The sequence below is a fragment of the Paenisporosarcina sp. P4_E4_2 genome, from assembly GCF_056401595.1.
In genome coordinates this window covers 1-21,155 of the sequence record NZ_JBFUJC010000015.1, presented here as the reverse complement: position 1 = coordinate 21,155, position 21,155 = coordinate 1, and the positions used below count along the sequence as shown (strand labels likewise).

Here is a 21,155-nt window from a genome sequence, read left to right as displayed (position 1 = left end):
ACCTAATATTGCTTTAACATTTAGTTTCGTGGCTTGCAATTTCTTCTCCAAGGCTGCAACTTCCTGATTAACCACGTTTTTTTTCTGATTAGCCAACCAATGGCGAGCGGATAACTTCGGTAAAATTTGCTCCAACACTACATGCGGCAAACAAATATTGATGATTCCTTCAACATCACCAATTTTTGCATGCAATGCTACTATAATAACTGTTTCATTAGGCGGGAACATGGTTAAGAACTGAGGATTCACTTCTATTTCTTTGAACTCCGGAGACAGTTTTACTACAGACGACCAGGCTTCTTGAAAACTGATCAGTGCTTTAACAAAAATCCGTTGAATCACACTGATTTCAATTTCCGTTAAATCGCTGCTTTTTAGGGAGATGTTCCCTTGTCCACCAAGCATTCTATCCACTGTGACATACACCACATCCGGAGAGAATTCCATAACCATGCTTCCTTGAAGCGGTGGCGCTTTAAAAACACCCAAAATGGATTTCTTCTGAACATTATTGATAAATTCCTCATAAGGATATTGCTCAACAGATGTAACAGAAATCTGCACGAATGTACGAAGCTGTGTAGAAAGATAGGATGTCAGCAGTCGGGCAAAGTTTTCATGTATTCTATTTAGTGTTCGAATTTGATCTTGTGAAAAACGCATTGCCTTTTTAAAGTCGTATGTTTTAACATTTCTTTCCTTGCTGGGTTTAACCGGCTTAGGTTCTTCCTTTTTCAAGGACGATAGAATGGTCTCAATATTTTCATCTGATAAGAAATCCACTAGGACCGTCCTCCCTTCATTCCATCCAGTTTGGCTTCTGCAAACTCGGCAAAAGGTTTAATTTTTGGTAGTAAGCTGTCACTTTATTCGTTACTTCTTCAACTGACTCCAAAACATGTACTTTCTTTCCTGACCCCAACGTGACCACAGTATCTGGAGTGGATTCAATTCTTTCGATATAAAGAGCATTTAATGTAAATGGTGTTCGATTAAGTTTCGTTAATTGGATCATGTTAAAAGCGGCTGGAGAGACGCTTCATCCCTCTCAGCCTGCCCTCCCTATTTTATCGTTTCAAGTTTACGACTTCTTGTAAGATTTCATCAGAAGTAGTAATCGTACGTGAGTTTGCCTGGAAACCACGTTGAGCGATAATCATTTCTGTGAATTCCTCTGTCAAATCAACATTGGACATTTCGAGCATGCCTGAACCCACTTCGACATTATTTGTCGTTGCAGTTCCAATCATTTGAGTCAGTGTTTGTGAATCAGCTTTAGAAGTTAATTCATACAAAGATCCGCCTGATTTATTTAGTCCAGCTGGATTGTCAGGTTGTGCAATTGCGATAGAAGCAATTATTGTTTCTGTTCCATTCGCGTCTTTACCAACTACTTCACCTAAGAGATTGATGCTAAAGGACTCATAAGTATTCGAATCAATCTTAATTGGTTCGTAGATTGCAGGGTTTGTGGCAGGTTCTCGTCTACCAATTACATTGTAGCCCTGTGAAGTAACAAGATTCCCTTGTGCATTAACAACAAAATTACCAGCTCTAGTCAAATAGCGATCTGCAGTACTATTAGCCGGTACCGTTGGATCTTGAACTACGAAGAATCCATCGCCATTTATAGCCACATCTGATCCAACACCAGTTGTCATAAATGAACCTGGATTATGAATCACATTGATTGCAGAAGTCATTGATCCTAAACCAACTTGCATCGAATTAACACCACTGCCTGATAAGTTTTGACTTAATAAATCCTGGAAGTTGATTGTGCTTTTTTTGTATCCAATCGTGTTTACATTCGAAATATTGTTCCCGATCACATCTAATTTTGTTTGGAAACCTTTCATACCTGATACTCCAGAATACATTGAACGTAACATTTGTTTTTCCCCTTTCAAATATTGCCTTATCCCTTTTGTGGATTAGACAATTTCCTGTTCATTTATTGTTTTTGACTCTTTTTCAATACGATGGATTGAGTCGATTGGAACCTTGATGTTGTCCTCAAGCTCGACTATTAACTCCCCATTTACGATTTCTAGTCCCTTGACAATCCCCTCACCTGACTGCAACTCCCCGTTTACTTCCCGCTCCCAATACACCTTGTTACCAATTAAATCAGCATTTTCGGATAGTGACTGTCTCCATTGAAGACCAATAAACAGATTCATTGCCTGATTCAAGTTTGTTAACTGTTCCAAACTGCTGAACTGAGCCATCTGTCCGATGAATTCCGTATCTTTCATCGGCTCCAAAGGATTCTGGTTCTTCATTTGTGTCACAAGGATTTGCATGAAAGCATCTTTACCAAGTCCATTTTGTGGCTCTGTGTGCATTGTTGCGCCTGCCTTCGGCATTTTGACCGTGCTAGAACTATTCACATTCATTGCAATGCCCCTTCCTCGTTATATTGTATAATCTACTTTCATTAATCCCTCTGACGAATGGTAACGTTCTATAGCGGCTTCTTCTTCAATTCGTTGATAGCCGTTTTTATTGTGTGATGCGTTTCCTTGCTTTTGTTGTTGCTGTTGTTGCTGTTGTTGTTGTGAAAAACGCTGATCTGGGTGTGCGTTTTGTTGTCCAAATGATGGCTGCGAACTCTGTTGCGAAATTTCAATACGATCAAGCGTTACACCCTGCTGAAGCAATGAATTTCTTAACTGATTCACTTGAAGTTCCAACACTTCTTTAGCCAGTAAGTTACTGGTGAAGATTTGGGCTGCAATCTTTCCTTCTGAAGCTGTCAAACGAATATCCAGTTGTCCGAGATGTTCTGGAAAGATGTTCACTTTTATTTGCGTTCCTTCTTGCGTGCCATTTAAACGGAAAGAACCTTTCAGCACCCCACCTAACTCTTCAATCAGGTTTGACATATGAACAGTTGGTGCTGGTGGCGGTGGTGCACTTGCTTCCGGGCGCGTTGGAGCTTGGCTAGCTTTTGCGACTTCCGATGCAGCGCCAGTTAAAACTTGGACATTCACTTCAGTTGGAACAGGTTCCACTCGTGCAGCGTTACCATCCAATTGTTGAAGCTGTGAAATGGATTGTGTTGATAGTGGTCGTGAAGTGTCTACAATCAGTCCATTATTCCTTGGAGGTTCAGTTAACTGTGTTTGGTCAGTTGGTTGTTGTGTAAAACTGTCCATTTGTTTAAATATTTTTGCCACTTCATTTTGCTGTTGTTTTCCTGTAATAGCCTGCTGTTCGTTATCAAGTTGCTGGATAAAGGCGACCAATTGTTTAAATGCCTGCTCTAATTTTTTCGGATCAGCTAAAATATTTTCTTCTACCCCCACAAGTTCTGCAGTGGCTTCGAATGATTTAGTAACAGTTGATTGTTTTTGAATTTCCTGATCGATCTGGTTCAGCTGATTTATCAGTTTTTCCTGAACTGAATCACTCGTTACTTGGCCAGGCTCGACACTATGTAGCTGGTTTTCTATTTGAACCGTTTGAAGAGAAAGCATCTGTACGATTACATACATCATTTCCTGCTCTTCAGGTGACAAATTTTCTTTCGGTATTTCCTGCAAGGTTTGCAACACATCCTGAAGTTTTCCCAGCAGTGCTTCCTGTTGATTTACTTTTTCTTCGCTTGCACTTTGTCCTTCTGCAGTTACAGAACCTAATAGTGCAGCGAAATTTACCGTGGCTGACCCACTACTTTGTTTTGATGCAATGGGCTTTGAAGTTGAAATGTTGGAAGGAATAGATAAACTCATAGTTTCCATTTTTTCATCACCCTTCAGCTAAACTTGCTTGTGTTGTTCGGTAAAACCTTGTACTTGCCAATTCATCGAAGAAATTCTGTTCTGCCATTTTGCTTTGCTCAACATATATAGTAAGTTCTTGTTGCTTTAGATTTCCCCATGTCTTTTCTTCTTGAGCTTTCATTTGCAAATGAGTTTGTTTTCTCGACACATTGTTCTGTAAATGCTCCAGCTCGCGATTCAAGGAAATCAATAGCTCCTGAAGTTGATGGATATAATTGACCAACATTCTTAATTCCGAAATGTTGACTCCATCCTGCTGTTTTTCTTTTTTCAAACGTTCTGCATCCATAATTTTTTTATGGATTGCTTCTTTTTTTCGATGGCCTATTTCTTGTTGTTTGATGGCATCCGCCATTTCCATTTGCGCCAAGCCTTTTTCATTCTCTTTTAAATCCAATATTTTTTGAAATCTAAAGTTGAATTGCGTCACGTCTGTGCTCCCCCAAATTGCGCTGTTAGCCGGTCGATACTCTCTTCCAGCTTTGTCTTTTCATAAATATCTTGTTGCAAGAATTCTTTTATCAGTGGATAGGAACGGATGGCATCATCTATTTCTTTGTTGGCTCCGCTTTTGTAAGCGCCGATATTAATCAGATCTTCCGATGCATCATAAGCTGCCAACAATCTTTTGAATTCAACAGCTGCCTTCTGGTGCTCGTCCGATACAACATCATGCATGACCCGACTGACACTCGACATAATATTGATTGCCGGGAATTGACCTTTTTGAGCTATTTTCCGATCCAATACAATATGCCCATCTAGAATACCTCGGACAGCATCGGCAATTGGTTCGTTCATATCGTCTCCATCAACCAGCACTGTATAGAAAGCGGTAATCGAGCCCTTGTTAGACGTTCCGGAACGTTCCAGCAATTTTGGCAGCAGTGCAAAAACACTTGGTGTGTATCCTTTACTCGTTGGTGGCTCACCAACCGCTAGTCCCACTTCACGTTGTGCCATAGCAAAGCGTGTCACCGAGTCCATCATCAACATGACGTTTTTTCCTTGATCACGGAAATATTCCGCAATGGCTGTAGCGGTCATAGCACCTTTTATTCGTTGTAATGGCGTCTGATCGGAAGTTGCCGCAACGACGACCGACTTTTTTAACCCTTCAGGACCAAGGTCGCGTTCAATGAAATCTCGAACTTCCCTGCCCCGCTCACCTATCAGAGCAATTACATTGACATCAGCTTCTGTATTGCGGGCAATCATACCAAGCAATGTACTTTTTCCGACGCCACTTCCTGCAAACACACCAACACGCTGGCCTTGTCCAACTGTCAATAGTCCATCAATGGCTCTTACACCAACTTCCAATGGTTTATCGATTCTCGGTCTTTTCAATGGATTCGGTGGTGTATTATTGGTTGAATATTTCTTCAACCCTTTCGGAAGTATGTTTTCATCCAACGGCTGGCCCGTTCCATCGAGAACTTTTCCTAAAATAGATGGTCCCACTTTGATTTGGAGTGGATATCCGGTTGCAACAACCAGGCATCCTGGACCTATTTGAGATACGTCCTTCAACGGCATAAGCAAAATTTTGTTTTCTTTGAAGCCGACCACTTCAGCTTCAATTGGCCGCTCATAGTGGTTCGGATACAACAGACAAAGTTCTCCAATTTTTGCATATGGTCCTCTTGATTCAATGGTCAGGCCGATAACTTGAATCACTTTCCCATGCTTTTTTACTGGCTCAATCTCTTCCAATAATTCGAGGTACTCATCTTCCCTTAGGTTCATCGTTGGTTTTCTCCTCACAATAAGCCAGTAAGTGCTTTTTAATCTCCTGCAGCTGACTGTCAATCGTGACATCATAAGAACCACTTGCCGTATGAATCATACAGCCACCTTTGGAAAGGTTGGCAACCGGAACCAATTTAAACTCTGAGTCAGCTTTTACATAGGTCTTTAATTCTTCCAGAAACGGTAAAATTATCGGATAATCTTCAAGCGATACTTGCATAGTGACATCTTCTGACTCTTCTATATGCTTTAAGGCTTGCTTTACGACGTTCAGTAACTGGTCATCATGCTGCTTCAATTCTTTTTTGATAACTTTCTCAGCCACTCTAACGCTGAGTGACAATAAGAAAGACTCAGATTCCTGAACAATTTTTGCCTTTTCTTCGTATGCCGTCTCTATCAATACATGCATTTCCTCGCGTCTTTGCCGGAATTCTTCTTCCGCTAACAGCTTGCCCTGCTCAAAACCCGCTTGAAAACCTTGTTCAGATGCTGCTTCTGCCATTCTTCTAGCTTCCTGCACGGCTTCATCTTGCTTTTCTGACCACCAGTGTTCAATTTCCGTTCGGGCACTTTCCATTTCATTATTCATTTGCTTCTGAAGATCTCCGTACTGTGTTTCCAATGCTTCGATTTCCATTAACAACTGTTTCTTCTGCAAAACTGGATCGAGTTCTTGTTCATTCAAGTCCAATGTTTTGCTTTCTATTTTTTTTGTATGAATTATTTTCTTTTCATTGGTCGGGAGCGAATGCGAGCGAATGATATTAGACAATCACTTCATTCCCTTCACCACGGGCCACGATGATTTCGCCTTTTTCTTCTAAACTACGAATCAACGTAACAATGTTTGTTTGTGCGTCTTCTACATCTTTGAGTTTCACAGGACCCATTAATCCAATTTCTTCGCGAATCTGATCTGCCCGTCTTGTAGACATATTGGAATAAACCGTATCCTTCACTTCATCACTTGCTACTTTCAATGCGTAAGTTAAATCTGCATCATTAACTTCACGAATGACACGTTGAATGGCACGTGTATCCAAGTTCACGATGTCTTCAAATACAAACATCCGCTTCTTGATTTCTGCAACAAGATCAGGAGTTTCGGTTTCCAGCTTAGAAAGAATAGCTTTCTCGGTACCACGATCCACTTTACTTAGCACTCTAACAATTGCTTCTACACCACCGGTAGATGTGTAATCTTGTGATCCAGTAGCCGAAAGCTTTCTCTCAAGAATTTGTTCAACCTGATGAATAACCTCAGGCGAAGTACTCTCCATTAAGGCAATCCTCCTTGCTACTTCTGCTTGCTTTTCAGGAGGCAGTGCAGAAAGGATTTGCGATGATTGCTTTGGTTCCAAATACGATAGTACTAGTGCAATCGTTTGTGAATGTTCATGCTGTAAAATATTCAAGATTTGATTCGGATCTGCTCTTCTTGCGAAACTGAACGGTTTAACTTGCAACCTGCTCGTTAATCTGCCAATTGCATCCATTGCCTTTTCTTTACCTAGCGCTTTTTCAAGAATATCCTTTGCATATTCTAGGCCGCCTTCATTCATATAATCTTGGGCAAGAATCATTTCATAAAATTCATCGATTACCTGTTCTGTTTGACTGTTTTTTAATTGTCGTATATTTGAAATTTCCATTGTTACTTGATCAATTTCTTGTTCCGTCAACTGTTTAAAAATTTCCACAGACACGTCCGGTCCCAATCCCACTAACAATACGGCAACTTTTTGTATCCCACTTAGCTCTCTTGCATTTTTAGCCATGTGTCACCCTCCTACTCATCTGCCATCCAAGAGCGTAACAATTTAGCAAAGTCTTCAGGTCTACCTGTAGCAAGCTTTTCAATCGTTTTTCTCTTAGGATTTGCTTTTGTATTGAACTCGGATAGGTCAACCTCAGCTTCTTCAAAGTTGCTGACTTTTTCGATAGGTTGATTAAACATATCAAGAACATATTCTTCTTCTTCCTCCATGCGTTCACGCTTCCTTTTACGGATTATGAAGATTAAAACTATCAGAATCAGAAGTAGGACAACACCCCCAACGATAATCCAAAACAGTGGGTTCGAGATATTGTTCATTGACAACAAAGATTCACCCTGTGCTTCACCGTCAACCACAGGTTTTCCTTGGAACTCCGTTGCGAATACTGATATACGGTCATCCAGCGCTTCTTCCGTCACTTGCGTTCCATTCATGCTTAATGAAGTACTTACCGTGTTTTTCAAGAGATTGCTGATATCATCTATATTTTGTTGTGTTAAGCTATCCGGATTTTCAGGATTGGGAGGTTCAACTCCAACATTGATTGTTATGTCATCTATGACATATGGACTCAATTCAATTTGGCGGTTGATTCGATTGACTTCACGATTGATACGTTCTTCCGTTTTATCGGATTTCGAATTCCCCTCACCATCAACCCCTGGGTAATTGGCGATTTCAGTCTCTCCAGTCCCAGTTGCATCAGCAATAGCCGCCCCTTCACTCGAATAGGACTCTACAATTCTTTCTACACTGATATCGATGCCTTCATTCTTTTCTTTATCCACGGCTTCAACCAGGTTTTCTTCCCGCTTTTCCTTGGTGAAATCAATCGTTGTCATGACTGACACGACCACTTTGTCATGTCCCAGTGTCAATCCCAGCATTTGTTGCAGTTCACGCTGAATATCTCGTTCAATATCCTTTTTGATTTCCCGTTGCTGTTGATAGACAGATAAGGCCGTATCCAGTTGGTTTTCTTTTTGAATCTCGAAAACCTGACCATTTTGATCCATTATGACAATTTCTTCTTGAGGCAAATTGGGTACACTTTTACTGATTAGATGATACAGACCATTGACTTGCTTCTGATCTAGTTGAAAGGATGGATCACCTTTTACAACAACAGATGCCGTTGCCACTTGTTCTTCATCCGATATCCAAACATTTTCTTTTGGAAGTGTGATCATTACGTTTGCTTCGGTTACGCCATCAATTTGCTTAACCAAATCAGCAAGTTCGTTTTGCATTGCGTCTCGTTCCACTACATCAAAATGACGATCTGTCATTCCCAACCCCATATTTTCACTGAAGATGCTGTAGTTTACGTTCCCGCTTTTCGGAATGCCGTCCGCTGCCAAACTAACTTTTAAGTTGGCCACTTCTTCATTCGGCACACTGATAGACTTCCCATCAGATGAAACTTGTACTGGAATTCCTTGCTCTTCGATTGCCGTCTTGATTTCACCAGCCTCTGAAGGAGACAAACCAGTATATAGCGCCGCAAAACTCGGGCGGGAGTTTAAAAAAACAAATACAAAAAGTAAAAGTAATGTGATAAAAAACGTGCCGGCCACAGACCATTTTATTTTTGGAGAAAAACTGCCCCATGATTCTATTATTTTGTTTTTATAAACCAATATTTTTTCTTTCATTTATCTCATCTCATCCTAAAAATCATAGTTGCATTCTCATCACTTCTTGGTAAGCTTCAACAACCTTGTTTCGTACTTGAACGGTAAGTTGCAAAGAAAGACTTGCCTTTTGTGAAGCAATCATCACTTCATGGACATCCTGTACTTCACCCGTTACCAATTGGTTGGTCAGTTTATCCGATGTGTTCTGTGCGGCATTTACTTTTTCGAGCGTTTGTTTAAATAGTTGACCAAAACCTTCCACCTTATCTTCAGGCTTTAGTTTTGTGATTGATTGGTTTTGTATAAATGGTGTTTGAGTCAAGCTTAATTTATCCATAGTGCCTCCTAGCAATCTGATAGATTATTTACCAATCTCCAAAGCTTTTATGAACATATTCTTCGAAGCGTTCAATGCTGTAATATTCGCTTCGTATGAACGTGTTGCAGACATGAGATCGACCATTTCTTTTATCGGATCAACATTTGGCAAACGAACATACCCGTCATCGTCAGCATCAGGATGAGAAGGGTCATAGGAAAGTGTAAATGGTGCTTTATCTTCATCAATTTTTGAAACAGTAACTCCCGAAATTTTAGAAGACTGATTATTCATTGCCGACTGAAGTTGCTGTTGAAATGGTGATACCCCACTTTGTGATAATTCCACAGATTTCCGACGATACGGTACCCATTCGCCGTTTACAAGTTGCGCACGAGATGTGTTGGCATTGGCAATGTTTGAAGAAACAACGTCCATTCGCATACGATTCGCCGTTAACCCTGATGCACTGATATTAAAACCATTAAATAAGCTCATAACTGCTACCTCCCATCATTGATTACTGTTCGTAAACTGTTGAATTTGCCGTTCACTCTTTCCGTTACGGCGTTATACCATAGTTGATTTTTGGCTAACTCTGCCATTTCATAGTCCATATCTACATTGTTTCCATTAGGATTGAATTGTGTGGACTTATTTTCTTTTATGGTCGGATTAAAATCAGACGATTCACTGCTGAAAGAAATATGTTTTGCATTTGTTTTGTAACTGGACATGCCTTGGTTATTGATTGCATCATTTAATGTAGACTTGAAGCTCACTTGCTTGCTCTTGTAATTGGGTGTATCGACATTTGCGATATTAGCCGAGTGAACTCGCTGCTTTAATGTGGCATTTGATAATGCCTGCTCCAATGACTGAAAAGATTGAGGAAATAGTTTCATCTTTTAACCCCCCATGTTTAAGTGTTTGGTCCATATAAAAATCCACCTTTAATTAAAGGTGGATAACTTTAAAAGCTTCCATCTTCGGTAACCCGGCTGCCCTATCGATTTCACTTAGGCCCGTGGCTTTGCGTCCTTATCTTTCGAATAAGTTTGCCGTTATCGGTATGATAAAAACTCTACATTTTAATCTAATTGTCATATCGTGTCATATTTCGTCATATTTTAGTAATATTTGTACCAAAAATATAATCTCACATTTTCGTCTATTTGTATATTTTTATTTTTTGTTGTATTTTGTTTACCTTAATTTACAATATTGACCTATATTTTCTGTCAACTTCGTGTTATGCTAACGCATATTCAACCCTATCGCGTTTGAAAGGAAGAAAAAAGGCATGTTTCGTGGTTTATATACTGCCACATCAGGTATGATGGCAAATAACAGAAAACAACAAATTTTGACAAATAATTTAGCCAATGCGAGTACTCCTGGATTTAAACAAGATCAAAATGTCTTGCGTGCGTTTCCTGAACAATTGATAAAAGCAATGGAAATGAAAAGCACGACTGGCGGTACCATGAAAATGGGTCAATCCACTGTGGGCACTTTAAATACAGGCGTATATACACAGGAAGGAATTCCTTCATTTCTTCAAGGACCACTAAAAGACACAGGAAATACAACAGACTTTGCTCTTCTTGATGAAAGTTTGCCCGTGAATCCGGTCACTCAGAAAAAGGGTTCTCTTGTATTTGCAGTTGGACTGGAAAATGACCAAGTCCGGTATACACGAAATGGACAATTTTCAGTTGATCAAAACGGCTTCCTGAAAACGAGTGACGGTTACAATGTCTTGAATCAAAACTTGCAACCTATCCAAGTGAACTCAAAAGAATTTACAGTTCAAGAAGATGGCCAGATTATTCTACAAAATGGTTCCGCTACAAATCGTCTATGGCTTGGGTATACCGAACAGCCTGAACAATTAGTWAAACAGGGTCAGGGATTATTACGCTGGGAAGGAAATCCGGCAGAAGGTCCTCAGTCCATTGAAGGTACAGGCTTAACCGGTCCCTTCGTCAAACAAGGATTTATCGAACAATCCAATGTGGATCTGACTCAAACAATGACGGAAATGATGAACACTTATCGAGGTTTCGAATCGAATCAAAAAGTCATACAGGCATATGACCGCAGCATGGAAAAAGCAGTCAATGAGATTGGCCGTWTTTACTAAGGAGGTATGAATACATGAGTATCCAAATGATTTCCGCCACAACATCCATGCGTGAATTGCAGAAAAAAATTGATATCATTGCTAATAATATTTCCAATTTAAATACAAACGGGTACAAACGTCAGGAAGCGAACTTTTCAGATGCCCTTTATCAATCCATTGAAAAGCAAGCCGGAACTCACAACGAAATTGGCCGAATCACGCCGAACGGTCTTCGAGTTGGTTCTGGTGCAATCATTTCCCAGACGTCGATTCGGACTGAACAAGGGTCCATGAAAAAAACGGATCGCCCTCTTGATTTCATGATTCAAGGAAATGATGCATTTTTCCGCGTGGCTTCCGAAGGAAAAACTTACTATACAAAAGATGGATCATTTCAAGTTCAGCCGATCCTGAATTCTAACCAAGTAAACTTGGTCACGTCTTCTGGTGATTCGGTTCTCGATAGCAATAACCGCCCGATTGTTTTTGATGGAGATTATAACAACATCAAAGTAACAGAAAACGGAACACTTGAAGTTTCTTATCGAAATACTTCAAAACAGCCAACCCAAATCCAGTTGAGCATTGCCCAAATTAACAGACCAAACCTGCTCGAAAAAATCGGAGCCAACCGTTATCAACTTCCTGGAACGGAAGCAAATCAAGTAGCAAACGGTACCCTGCAAATTGGAAACAATGATGGTTCGTTCCGAATCACTCAAGGGGCACTCGAAATGTCCAATGTTGATATGACTGATGAAATGACCGAATTAATTTCTACTCAACGATTGCTGCAATCCCAAGGAAGAGCGATCTCATTTGCGGATGATATGATGGGCTTGGTCAATACAATGAAATCATAAGTTAAATAGAAGGATGGGTTTAGTGACTTTGTCATTAATCCTATCCTTTTTTCTATTGTTTAATTTTCCTATGAAGTTTTATTTTCGTTCACCCAATATGTAAATTCAAAAAAGCACTCACCATATGGCGAATGCTCCTTATAGACTGTAGACAAAAAATAAATAGATTGAATATAACTGAATACTAATGAAAAAGAACGTATGCAAGAAAATGTTAATTTCCTTTGCGGCGGACGCGTTTCACGGGCACGGCTTTAGTCTCCGCTTCCACTCCAATCAACGGATTTCGTTTCTGTTTGCGTATCTCTTCATATTATTTCAATAGTAAGATCGTCGGCTATTTCTGAAGACTCCTGCGGAAAAACGAAATAAGCTAGACCCCACAGGCTTAGCTGTCATAGACAGCTGAGCCGAGGAGGCTAGCGTTTCGTCCGCAGAAAGCGAAAGAAATAGCCGACCGTAATATTTTTCGATAGAGTGCAAAAGATAAGAATGAGAATTTTTATACTTTTATTTTGATTAATATTCTTTTGTCAACAAGATGAACAGGAGTACTTACCATATGGCGAATGCTCCTTATTCTTTATCTTAGAAAATCCATCAAAGTTTGCTGAATGATTTTTGCTGAAGCAGCAAGACTTGCCTGATAGACACTCTCTTCACTTTTCAACTTCGTGACGGCTTCTGCATAATTCACATCTTCCAGTTTTGATAACAAGGACTTAAGTTCAATATTGCTGTCTTGAATCCGATTTTCAATTCCTTCAACGCGGTTCTTTCTTGCGCCCGCATCTGCTGCTACAGTTAACATTCGATCGATGCCTTTATCGATTTGATTCATCTGAATGTCAGAACCCGAACGAAGATCCGAAGCTAGCAAATTCAATGTGTTAAACAGATTGGTATTATCAGCAGCATTTCCAAATAACTCATCGGCAGTGACATTTGCTTTTACTGCTACGCCATCCGCAATCGTAAACATTTTGCCACTCGTATCAAATGTATCATTTTGATAGGAATTTTTATTGGGATAAGGAGGCTCATCCGTTTTTAAACCATTGAATATATATTTGCCGTTTACTTTTGAATTGGCAAATTGACGAATTTGCTCGGTCAATTCTTCCACTTCTATTGCAACGATATTACGATCAGAATCCGAAAGAATCCCGTTATTTCCTTGGACTCMTAGTTCACGTACTTTCTGCATGACATTTACCATGTCGTTAATCGTCTGACCTGATTCATCCAACCAAAGGTTAGCCTCATTGGTATTACGTTCAAATTGATCATTAGCAACAAGTGCACTTTTCAGGTTCATAGCCTTACTTACGCCATTCGGATCATCAGATGGGCGGTGTAGCTGTTTGCCTGTCGTCACTTGATTATTGGTTTTTTCCAGTCGACTCAAGTTCTGATTCATATGGCGAACTGAATTTTGATGTAACATTTGCTGTGTAACTCTCATCATCATTTTCCTCCCATGCGCTTCATCAACGTGCAGCCATGCGGTTGATGATTGTATCGAGCATCTGATCCGTCGTTGAAATCATTCTTGCTGCAGCACTATATGAATGTTGGTACTGAACTAAATTAGCCATTTCTTCATCTAGTGAAACACCCGTTATCGATTGACGACGGCTATCTGTCGCTAGCAATGTTGCTTCATAGTTTGCCACATTGCGGATGGCCGTTTGGCTTTCCGCCCCAAGCTCACTAACAAGCGCTCGGTATTCATTGTTTACGCTCTTGTATTTTTGCTCATTGCCCGGAATCAAAGAAGTAATTTGGCTACTATCAGATTCAATTAACGGATTGACTTTAAGTGAAGCAATCGTATTCCCGCTGAATAGATTTTCTCCAGGTACGTTGGGATCCGTTGATGACATCTGGTTTGCCTGGACAAAATCATTGACAATTTTGTTCAGGTTCGCTTGGTACTCATCAACCGTATCTATTGATTTAAGGATACCGGATAATTCGCCTCCGACTAAATCACTAACAATAACTTCAGTAGTAGTTGGATCACTATCAGCTACAGTGGCAAGCTCATTAACAGCTGATCCATCAACTAGTGTTTCACCAGAGCTTAAGCTGATTTTATAAGTTCCGTCTGTTTGGTCGGCAACTTTAATATCCACAATTTTCGATAGTTCTTCAACAAGTACATCTCGCTTATCCAATAAATCATTCGCCTGCGTACCATTGCGTTTGATGCTGTCGTTCAACTGGGCAATTTGCTCCAAATAACCGTTCGCTTCTTTAATTTTCGCAGTCAATTGGTTATCCAAGTCCGCTTTAGCACCTGTCATTGCACTATCCATAGCTTGCGCGGTATCGATGAAAGCCTGTGCTCTTTCTTTGATTACTGCTTTAGCGGAAAGGCTATCCGGATCATTCGCCAAGTCTTGCCAAGCTCCCCACAGTTGATCCATTGAAGAACTTAATCCCGTTTCGCTTGGTTCATTGATAATCGTTTCAAGTTGATCAAGTGTTTCTTGTTTGACGGATGCTTCACCTAGTTTTGCGTATTGCTCACGAAATTTTCCGTCTAAAAACTTGTCTCTCACACGAGTAATGGAGTCCAATGAGACCCCAGTACCAAGTTGGCCGGGGTTGACCGTACCACTTGTCCAAATGTTTAGAAAAGGGGAAGTGGATGCATTCACTTGTTGGCGTGAGTAGCCTCTGGTATTTGCATTGGCAATATTGTGACCTGTTGTTGCAATTCTTGCCTGCCCCATCATTAATCCGCGCTTCCCAACCTCTAATCCGTGAAATGTTGAAACCATCTTATTCCCTACCTTCTAACGTCAATCAAGCTTTTGTATCGAAAAAGCCCCGATTGCTTGTTTGTGATTTTTGTTGACCTATAGGAGATTGATAATTGAAGTGTTGTTGTTTTGACTTAGTAATGTGTTCGATCATATGTTGAACAAAATTCACTGAGTCTTCAATTAGTGACTCATTTACTTTATTTATATCATGCAGCTCCATCATGAGCTGTTGTAATGTTTTCAATTTTGATTGTAGATTTTTCCTCGTAAGTTCATCTGGAAGTTGTTCTACAAATTGACTGAAACTAAGAGAAGGATGATTTTGCAYCACACTTTCAACCAGCTGTTCACGCTCCTGATCTACTTGATTGAGCTGTTTTATAATCTTTGCTTCCTCTTGTACCAGTTGATTCAACTCGTCCACTTTTCGCTCGACTAAAACAACTTTCTTTCGTTCCGCCAAGTTGATGAGTTTTTCCAGTATTACCATCAATTCTTTCAGCGTCGTGATTAACTGAAGCATCCGACACCCTCCTCTATATAGACGAAAATCTATTTATCAAACCAAAATTGATAGATTTTATCTGCCACTTTATCATTGTGAATTTGATACTCACCTGACTGAATTCGTGCCTTTAATGTGCTGATCTTTTCTTGTCTGTCTAAATCTATTTCGGTGTTCTTTTCAAATAACTCTTTTGCTTGATTTGAAATTTGAAGCTGGTCTTCTTTTTGCAATGGTCTCGTTTTGCCAACTTGGGAGACCTGCATTTGTTTTTGATAAGATTGAATAAAGGAAGAACCTGTCGTCTTATCGATATTCATTCCTTCACCGCCCTGTCGTTTATTTTCATTTCTTTAACTGCCAATATTGTGGCGTGTTCACTTTTGTCGATTTTTTATCTTGTTTATTTCTAATCTCATTTTGGAGATTTTCTCTTTTCAAGGTTTGATTGATTTCAGATGAGAATTGATTGAAACACTCGTCACATAACAATTGTCTTTTTATCTTTTTACTACAATGCGCACAGCGGTAACCCAGGTTCGGGTAGTCCTCTGCAAATATACGACCGTCACGAATGAAATCAGCAACCTGTTTCAAGGAAACATCCGTTTCTATGCTTACTTCTTCAATCGTAGCAAAACGATTTTTCTCGTCTTTTAAAAAGTCGGCAACCAGTTTGAAATCTTCCTCAGTTTTTTTGTAACAGCTCAAGCAATAATCTGTATGCTCTCTGAGAAACAATTTGCCACAAATCCTGCAGTTATCCAATTGACCTGATTGCATTTAAATCACCTGAATCTTTCTAATGTATATATCGGCACTTCTCACAAAATGTTTAGTACAAATACGAATTATTGTAATTTAAATTCCGTTACCAATACCCGTTCGACTTCTCCTGTTTCCACAATACCTTCAAGTTTTGCAGATAGTTCCTTTTCAAGTTTGACAATGCCTTCCTTGCCAATTAACTCGTCCTTTGTAAAGCCAGCAACAGTGGAAATGATGGCTGCGCGTACTTCAGGTTTACGTTTTTCCGCCTCTTCTTTCGTTTCCTTGCTACTTAACAAAATATTGAACTGAACAATTGCAAAATTGTTGGCGGATGCTAGATTGGTTGTGATGACGTCGGTGTCAACACTCATTTCAACCAGTTCTTCTGCTGAAATTACTTTTTCCTTTTCCTTGCCCATTACTTCTTCTTTCAAAAAAAACATGGCTCCCCCGCCTAATAAAATGATAGCGAAGAAGAGGATGACTAAAACTTTCATTTTTCCCATGGTACACCTCTTCAGTGGTTAGTTTCTTGCTTGTACGGTGATATCAAAACTTCCACACGTCGGTTTTCTGCTCTGCCTTCTGGAGTGTCATTTGTAGTAATCGGTCTGTACTCACCATATCCCGTTGCACTAAACACTTTCGGATCTAACTGTTTATTTTCAAGTAGTATTTTCATGAAATTGATGGCCCTTGCAGCACTCAATTCCCAGTTTGATGGAAACTCTTCTGAATTAGCCGGAATATTATCCGTATGACCATCAATATAAATGTTCCGTGGTAGGTCTGTAACCAGTAAATTTGAAATCTCAACCGCAATCGTTCTTGATTCTTCGTTTATATCCGCACTACCCGAAGGATAAAGTACCCCTTCTTTTATCTTCAACACCAACCCTTTGCTTGTCAGAGCTGTTTCAATTTTTGTAGATAATCCCTTGTCTTTTATGTAAACTTCAATTTTCCCCCTGAGTTCCCCGAGTTCTTTAAGGTCCTGCTCAAGGGTTATTTCAGCTACTGATTTCACTCCAGTTTCAGGTTTAATCTCATCCAGTTTGGAGATTTTGGACGTATCAGTCATAATTTCAATAGCCGCTTCTTCGTCCAGAATGCCTGTCCCACCTTGAAGCTCATTATTAAATGACTCTGAGATTTCCTTGAATTTCTGTGAATCGACTTCACTTGCCGCAAACAATACGATGAAAAGAGCGAGTAATAGCGTCAAAATATCGGCATAAGGAATCAGCCATGATTCATTAACATGATCTTCATGTTTTTTCTTACGCTTCAACGCGAACACCTTCTCTTGTTTTTTCTTCCTGCACAAGAACGCGATCTTTAGCAGGTAAATACGTCAGTAATTTCTCTTCTACTATACGTACTGGAAGACCTTCCTGAACAGCCAGCAAGCCTTCTAACATAATCGATTTCATTCTGGCTTCCTGCTCTGATTTACGCTTTAATTTATTGGCAAATGGATGCCACATGACATACCCCGTAAAAATACCGAACAAAGTAGCAATAAATGCCGCCGAAATGGATTTACCAAGCAATGAAATATCGTCTAAGTGGCCAAGTGCCGATACCAATCCCATTACGGCACCGAGTACCCCGAGTGTAGGTGCATATGTACCAGCTTGTGTAAAAATTTTCGCCCCAAGCTCATGTCTGTCTTCCATCGCAGCAATTTCTTCTTCCATCAGTTCACGAATATGTTCCTGTGATTGTCCATCAACCACCATTTTCAAACCACGTTGTAAAAATGGGTCTTCCACTTCTTCCGAACGCTCTTCCAATGCCAGTAATCCTTCTCTTCTTGCGACCATCGCCCACCCCGTGAACACTGGAATCAATTCTTTAAGAGAAACCATCTTCGACTCAGAAAAAATCACCTTAAATAGAACAGGGATTTTCTTCACTTCTTCAAATGGAAACGCAATAAGTATGCAGGCAACTGTTCCGCCAAAAATAATGACGAGTGCCGCAGGATTATATAAAGCGATTGGATCGGAGCCTTTCAAAATCATCCCACCGACCAGTACGAACATTCCAAGTATTATGCCTAACCATGATGTCTTATCCACACCAAACCCTCATTTCAATTTCAAAGAATAACAAACGTACCGTGACCTTTAGTTCTTTTTCGCAAGCTCAATGACTTGCTTCCATGTATCACGCAACTCTACAACATACCCTTCAACTTCTTCCAGTATTTCCAGGTTATTTTTCATATTGGCGTCAACCAGTCGAGTGTACATATATTCGTAAAGTTGTGTCATATTGTTGGAAATTTCGATTTCTTGGTTCAAGGTGATTCGCAGCTCTTGAATTATGTTTTGTGCCTTAATGATATTTGTATTTTTTACCTCGTAATTCTTTTCGGTCATCGCTTTTTTGGACAGCCTGATGAACTTCAAGCAACCGTTATATAACATCAGTGTAAGCTCCTGCGGAGATGCGGTCATCACTGAATTTTGCTGGTAAGTTTGGTAAGGGTTGATCACTGACATATTGAATCCTCCTGCTTTTTACTTCCGTTTATCGATAAAAGATCCCTCGGTCGATACATTCTGATACGCATCCACAAACTTCCTAGACCCTTGTTTCGTTTGAGTGATTTGATTCATTTGCGACTTGAACGACTGATGTAAACCCTTCATAAGCGTCTGGATCAATTGTTCGGTTTCTTTCATTTGCTGAATTACTTTCTTATCTTCTTCTGTCCAGTGAAAGTCAGTCTGTTGCATGTATGTATCCAGCTGAGAAATCAGCTGTTGTCTTTTATCGAAAAGGGATAGCAAGGTTTCCACTTGACCAGTTTCATTATCTTTCATATTTGAATTAAGTGTTTTAGCTTGATTATGGATTTCTTCGGTCATTTGAAGAAATTCGGCTAGTACGTTTTGGTACCCAATCATTACATGCCACTCATATTCTGTTGCATCCAAGAACTTTGTGAATTCATCTGACTCAATGCTTTTTCCATGGCCGTGAACTGCTTCCAATAGCGGTTTTCAACCATCTTTAACCGGTCATTCCATTTACTAATTTCTTTGTTCATTTGAGTGATTTTTTTTGACATAGTACTGTTGTCGACAGCACTCGTTGTACTGCCTGCACGTTCACTCAAACTTTTTACAACATCGTTCAGTTCCTGATAAACTCGGTTACCAATGCCGTTTTCACTGTTAGTAAATAACTCCATGACTTCATCAGGTTTATTTGACAATGCCTCTTTTAGCTTATTTTCATCAATGAATAGTTTTCCTCCCTCACTGTACTTACCAGTATTAATACCAATTTGAGAAAGCATATTGGTATTACCATTAGCAATTCCTGCGACGGGATTCATGAAGGCGCTTCTTAGATTTTGCAATGCACTTTTCAGCATTGGGTCATTTCGAATCAAACCACTTCTTGCTTTCTCTTCCCACAGTTCCACTTCCTTTTCACTCATGTCTTTTCGTTGTTCATCGGAAAGTGGTTTGAAGTCTGGATAGCGTTTCTCTACCAGCTTTTTCTCGATTTCAGAAATTGTTTCATTGTATTTCTCCACTAAATTTTTTATCATTTCTAATGGTTTGGCTGTATCTGATTGAACCGTAATAGTGGATGTGCCTTTTTGTAATAGATTTATGGTAAGGCCATTTATTGTTGTTTTGTTTGTCGTCAAGTTATTGACAGTAATTCCGTCGAATTTCACTTCTCCATTTGTAGCGGATGACATGAAGCCATCCCCTACAGCAGTGCCAGTGGTGAAGACCGTATTGGTGCCATCGTTTATTACTTGTTTGGCTAACAGGTCATTACTGAATTCCAACGTGAAGTTTTGATCAGAACCCATGCCTTTGGTCGACATGAAGAAGCTCGATGTAGTGTCATCAAAGCTCGCTCGTAACTCGGTTGTCTTTCCTGCTGTTGATTCCTGAAGTTTTTTCGCGACCTCGGCATAAGTCAAGCCACTAGTAACATCAACGCTTCCCAAAACCGTGCCCGCATTATCTTTAATTGTGATCATTCCTGTAGCAGGAATTACATCAGTTGATTTAGCAGCAACTCCAGCGACTTTTTCAATCATGCCGGCAGAATGGATTTTTGCAGGACTCGCAACATTCACTACTTCTACCTGATAAGTACCATTCAATGCGTTGGCTGTTGTTGATGCCGTCAAACTGCTCGGATTTGATGACGTTGCACTAAAGGCATTGAATGAACTTTGAAAACGCAGGTCACTTGCAGTTGTCCGTAACTTTGATAGAGATATATTAAATTCTCGATTGGCGTCCCGTTGCCATTCCGTCCATATTTTGTTCTGAGTCAATTTATTTAAGGGCATTTTCTGTGCATTCATAAGTTCCTTGACTAATGAATCCGTATCCATTCCTGATGCTATTCCGCCAATACGCAATTTACCTCACTCCACTTCTTTCGTTTCTGTGTTTATGTCATGATTTTTATAATAGACTTAATTAAAATTTGTCATCCACAATCAAACCCATTAACTCCGCCATAGAAGCATACATATCAAGAAATTTCTTTTGTGGAATTTCCTTCAGGACTGTATCCGAGTTTGTATCGATTACTTGTACATAATAGATATCCAGTTTTTCATGCAGTTTGAATTTTATTTCAGTAGGAGTCGGTTCCAGGAACTCATTCATCCCCTCGACTTTATCTATCAGCATTTCTTTAGTTACTTTCTCTTTTAGTTCAGTGGTCGGTTCTTCTAATTGAACTGGACCTTTGACAGGATACTCCATTGCAAGATCGACTTTCTTTGGAAACGGTATTGCAGGTGCTGGTTTAACTTCCATCAGTGGCTATCCCCTTGTAT

Annotated in this window: 27 protein-coding genes and 1 riboswitch; of the genes, 2 read left to right on the top strand and 25 right to left on the bottom strand. The window is 39.9% G+C overall.

All coding sequences use genetic code 11. From position 1 onward, the window contains the following. From fliM to flgB, 13 genes are all read right to left on the bottom strand, one after another. Positions 1-786: flagellar motor switch protein FliM (gene fliM / locus AC1DSB_RS03225; RefSeq protein WP_477585742.1), on the bottom strand; the 786-nt coding region annotated here is incomplete at its 3' end. A gap of 16 nt (positions 787-802) precedes the next feature. Continuing rightward, entirely contained in the window at positions 803-1,018 is a 216-nt protein-coding gene (locus tag AC1DSB_RS03220; RefSeq protein WP_036660291.1) for a flagellar FlbD family protein, read from the bottom strand. Positions 1,019-1,070: 52 nt separating this feature from the next. Further along, entirely contained in the window at positions 1,071-1,895 is an 825-nt protein-coding gene (locus tag AC1DSB_RS03215) for a flagellar hook-basal body complex protein (RefSeq protein ID WP_036660289.1), read from the bottom strand. A gap of 42 nt (positions 1,896-1,937) precedes the next feature. Continuing rightward, entirely contained in the window at positions 1,938-2,402 is a 465-nt protein-coding gene (locus tag AC1DSB_RS03210) for a flagellar hook capping FlgD N-terminal domain-containing protein (protein WP_477531373.1), read from the bottom strand. Positions 2,403-2,420: 18 nt separating this feature from the next. After that, the gene (locus AC1DSB_RS03205; protein ID WP_477531374.1) at positions 2,421-3,749 is read right to left on the bottom strand and encodes a flagellar hook-length control protein FliK; all 1,329 of its coding nucleotides are present in this window, start codon (positions 3,747-3,749) and stop codon (positions 2,421-2,423) included. Between the two features lie 7 nt (positions 3,750-3,756). Continuing rightward, on the bottom strand, positions 3,757-4,221 hold the full coding sequence (fliJ, locus tag AC1DSB_RS03200) for a flagellar export protein FliJ (protein ID WP_016429534.1): 465 nt from the start codon (positions 4,219-4,221) through the stop codon (positions 3,757-3,759). Further along, the gene (gene fliI / locus AC1DSB_RS03195) at positions 4,218-5,540 is read right to left on the bottom strand and encodes a flagellar protein export ATPase FliI (RefSeq protein WP_016429533.1); all 1,323 of its coding nucleotides are present in this window, start codon (positions 5,538-5,540) and stop codon (positions 4,218-4,220) included. The genes fliJ and fliI overlap by 4 nt, the downstream gene beginning before the upstream one ends. After that, a complete protein-coding gene (locus AC1DSB_RS03190) occupies positions 5,521-6,318 on the bottom strand; it encodes a FliH/SctL family protein (RefSeq protein WP_477531375.1) in 798 nt (265 codons plus the stop codon). Before AC1DSB_RS03190 ends, fliI begins: the two co-directional genes overlap by 20 nt. Continuing rightward, entirely contained in the window at positions 6,311-7,324 is a 1,014-nt protein-coding gene (gene fliG / locus AC1DSB_RS03185) for a flagellar motor switch protein FliG (RefSeq protein WP_477531376.1), read from the bottom strand. The genes AC1DSB_RS03190 and fliG overlap by 8 nt, the downstream gene beginning before the upstream one ends. Before the next feature lie 11 nt (positions 7,325-7,335). Continuing rightward, entirely contained in the window at positions 7,336-8,979 is a 1,644-nt protein-coding gene (fliF, locus tag AC1DSB_RS03180) for a flagellar basal-body MS-ring/collar protein FliF (protein WP_016429530.1), read from the bottom strand. 22 nt (positions 8,980-9,001) lie between these two features. Beyond that, entirely contained in the window at positions 9,002-9,298 is a 297-nt protein-coding gene (fliE, locus tag AC1DSB_RS03175; protein WP_477531377.1) for a flagellar hook-basal body complex protein FliE, read from the bottom strand. 24 nt (positions 9,299-9,322) lie between these two features. Then, positions 9,323-9,778, bottom strand: a complete 456-nt coding sequence (gene flgC, locus AC1DSB_RS03170; RefSeq protein ID WP_477531378.1) for a flagellar basal body rod protein FlgC — start codon at positions 9,776-9,778, stop codon at positions 9,323-9,325. A 5-nt stretch (positions 9,779-9,783) separates the two neighbouring features. Continuing rightward, positions 9,784-10,185 carry a flagellar basal body rod protein FlgB gene (gene flgB / locus AC1DSB_RS03165; protein ID WP_477531379.1) on the bottom strand — a complete coding sequence of 134 codons (402 nt, stop codon included), beginning with the start codon at positions 10,183-10,185 and terminating at the stop codon, positions 9,784-9,786. 83 nt (positions 10,186-10,268) lie between these two features. Further along, a riboswitch (cyclic di-GMP riboswitch) is annotated at positions 10,269-10,353 on the bottom strand. Between the two features lie 230 nt (positions 10,354-10,583). Between flgB and AC1DSB_RS03160 the strand changes: the two genes are divergently transcribed. Next, positions 10,584-11,426 (top strand): flagellar hook-basal body protein, encoded by an 843-nt coding sequence (locus tag AC1DSB_RS03160; protein WP_477585740.1) that lies wholly within the window; start codon positions 10,584-10,586, stop codon positions 11,424-11,426. 14 nt (positions 11,427-11,440) lie between these two features. Continuing rightward, complete coding sequence (locus AC1DSB_RS03155) at positions 11,441-12,271, top strand: flagellar hook-basal body protein (protein WP_477531380.1); 831 nt, start codon at positions 11,441-11,443, stop codon at positions 12,269-12,271. A 583-nt stretch (positions 12,272-12,854) separates the two neighbouring features. On the opposite strand, the gene flgL is transcribed toward AC1DSB_RS03155, so the two are convergent. From flgL to flaG, 12 genes are all read right to left on the bottom strand, one after another. Then, positions 12,855-13,739 carry a flagellar hook-associated protein FlgL gene (flgL, locus tag AC1DSB_RS03150; protein WP_477585738.1) on the bottom strand — a complete coding sequence of 295 codons (885 nt, stop codon included), beginning with the start codon at positions 13,737-13,739 and terminating at the stop codon, positions 12,855-12,857. 22 nt (positions 13,740-13,761) lie between these two features. Then, positions 13,762-15,060 (bottom strand): flagellar hook-associated protein FlgK, encoded by a 1,299-nt coding sequence (gene flgK, locus AC1DSB_RS03145; protein ID WP_477531382.1) that lies wholly within the window; start codon positions 15,058-15,060, stop codon positions 13,762-13,764. A gap of 25 nt (positions 15,061-15,085) precedes the next feature. Then, positions 15,086-15,568 carry a flagellar protein FlgN gene (locus tag AC1DSB_RS03140; RefSeq protein WP_477585736.1) on the bottom strand — a complete coding sequence of 161 codons (483 nt, stop codon included), beginning with the start codon at positions 15,566-15,568 and terminating at the stop codon, positions 15,086-15,088. 29 nt (positions 15,569-15,597) lie between these two features. Then, complete coding sequence (flgM, locus tag AC1DSB_RS03135) at positions 15,598-15,870, bottom strand: flagellar biosynthesis anti-sigma factor FlgM (RefSeq protein ID WP_016429521.1); 273 nt, start codon at positions 15,868-15,870, stop codon at positions 15,598-15,600. Between the two features lie 25 nt (positions 15,871-15,895). Beyond that, entirely contained in the window at positions 15,896-16,333 is a 438-nt protein-coding gene (locus AC1DSB_RS03130) for a flagellar protein (protein ID WP_477531383.1), read from the bottom strand. Positions 16,334-16,401: 68 nt separating this feature from the next. Beyond that, the gene (locus tag AC1DSB_RS03125; RefSeq protein WP_477531384.1) at positions 16,402-16,827 is read right to left on the bottom strand and encodes a flagellar basal body-associated FliL family protein; all 426 of its coding nucleotides are present in this window, start codon (positions 16,825-16,827) and stop codon (positions 16,402-16,404) included. Between the two features lie 11 nt (positions 16,828-16,838). Next, positions 16,839-17,612, bottom strand: coding sequence for a flagellar motor protein MotB (motB, locus tag AC1DSB_RS03120; RefSeq protein ID WP_477531385.1), 774 nt, complete (start codon positions 17,610-17,612; stop codon positions 16,839-16,841). Beyond that, positions 17,602-18,405: a flagellar motor stator protein MotA gene (gene motA, locus AC1DSB_RS03115; RefSeq protein WP_016429517.1), complete on the bottom strand. Its 804-nt coding sequence runs from the start codon at positions 18,403-18,405 to the stop codon at positions 17,602-17,604. The genes motB and motA overlap by 11 nt, the downstream gene beginning before the upstream one ends. Before the next feature lie 48 nt (positions 18,406-18,453). Continuing rightward, complete coding sequence (gene fliS / locus AC1DSB_RS03110) at positions 18,454-18,831, bottom strand: flagellar export chaperone FliS (protein ID WP_477531386.1); 378 nt, start codon at positions 18,829-18,831, stop codon at positions 18,454-18,456. 18 nt (positions 18,832-18,849) lie between these two features. Beyond that, entirely contained in the window at positions 18,850-19,239 is a 390-nt protein-coding gene (gene fliT / locus AC1DSB_RS03105; protein WP_477531387.1) for a flagellar protein FliT, read from the bottom strand. Next, positions 19,239-20,729, bottom strand: a complete 1,491-nt coding sequence (fliD, locus tag AC1DSB_RS03100; RefSeq protein ID WP_477531388.1) for a flagellar filament capping protein FliD — start codon at positions 20,727-20,729, stop codon at positions 19,239-19,241. Before fliD ends, fliT begins: the two co-directional genes overlap by 1 nt. A 61-nt stretch (positions 20,730-20,790) precedes the next feature. Beyond that, positions 20,791-21,135: a flagellar protein FlaG gene (gene flaG, locus AC1DSB_RS03095; protein WP_016429513.1), complete on the bottom strand. Its 345-nt coding sequence runs from the start codon at positions 21,133-21,135 to the stop codon at positions 20,791-20,793. Positions 21,136-21,155 lie beyond the last annotated feature (20 nt).

Excerpts from the sequence above, each read along its gene's own strand:
- fliT (WP_477531387.1), bottom strand. The coding sequence starts at position 19,239 with ATGATTGGGTACCAAAACGTACTAGCCGAATTTCTTCAAATGACCGAA.
- fliF (WP_016429530.1), bottom strand. The coding sequence starts at position 8,979 with ATGAAAGAAAAAATATTGGTTTATAAAAACAAAATAATAGAATCATGG.
- AC1DSB_RS03205 (WP_477531374.1), bottom strand. The coding sequence starts at position 3,749 with ATGGAAACTATGAGTTTATCTATTCCTTCCAACATTTCAACTTCAAAG.
- AC1DSB_RS03215 (WP_036660289.1), bottom strand. The coding sequence starts at position 1,895 with ATGTTACGTTCAATGTATTCTGGAGTATCAGGTATGAAAGGTTTCCAA.
- fliE (WP_477531377.1), bottom strand. The coding sequence starts at position 9,298 with ATGGATAAATTAAGCTTGACTCAAACACCATTTATACAAAACCAATCA.
- fliG (WP_477531376.1), bottom strand. The coding sequence starts at position 7,324 with ATGGCTAAAAATGCAAGAGAGCTAAGTGGGATACAAAAAGTTGCCGTA.
- flgB (WP_477531379.1), bottom strand. The coding sequence starts at position 10,185 with ATGAAACTATTTCCTCAATCTTTTCAGTCATTGGAGCAGGCATTATCA.
- AC1DSB_RS03155 (WP_477531380.1), top strand. The coding sequence starts at position 11,441 with ATGAGTATCCAAATGATTTCCGCCACAACATCCATGCGTGAATTGCAG.
- flaG (WP_016429513.1), bottom strand. The coding sequence starts at position 21,135 with ATGGAAGTTAAACCAGCACCTGCAATACCGTTTCCAAAGAAAGTCGAT.
- AC1DSB_RS03210 (WP_477531373.1), bottom strand. The coding sequence starts at position 2,402 with ATGAATGTGAATAGTTCTAGCACGGTCAAAATGCCGAAGGCAGGCGCA.
- AC1DSB_RS03130 (WP_477531383.1), bottom strand. The coding sequence starts at position 16,333 with ATGCAATCAGGTCAATTGGATAACTGCAGGATTTGTGGCAAATTGTTT.
- AC1DSB_RS03220 (WP_036660291.1), bottom strand. The coding sequence starts at position 1,018 with ATGATCCAATTAACGAAACTTAATCGAACACCATTTACATTAAATGCT.
- fliI (WP_016429533.1), bottom strand. The coding sequence starts at position 5,540 with ATGAACCTAAGGGAAGATGAGTACCTCGAATTATTGGAAGAGATTGAG.
- flgM (WP_016429521.1), bottom strand. The coding sequence starts at position 15,870 with ATGAATATCGATAAGACGACAGGTTCTTCCTTTATTCAATCTTATCAA.
- flgC (WP_477531378.1), bottom strand. The coding sequence starts at position 9,778 with ATGAGCTTATTTAATGGTTTTAATATCAGTGCATCAGGGTTAACGGCG.
- fliS (WP_477531386.1), bottom strand. The coding sequence starts at position 18,831 with ATGTCAGTGATCAACCCTTACCAAACTTACCAGCAAAATTCAGTGATG.
- flgK (WP_477531382.1), bottom strand. The coding sequence starts at position 15,060 with ATGGTTTCAACATTTCACGGATTAGAGGTTGGGAAGCGCGGATTAATG.
- AC1DSB_RS03125 (WP_477531384.1), bottom strand. The coding sequence starts at position 16,827 with ATGGGAAAAATGAAAGTTTTAGTCATCCTCTTCTTCGCTATCATTTTA.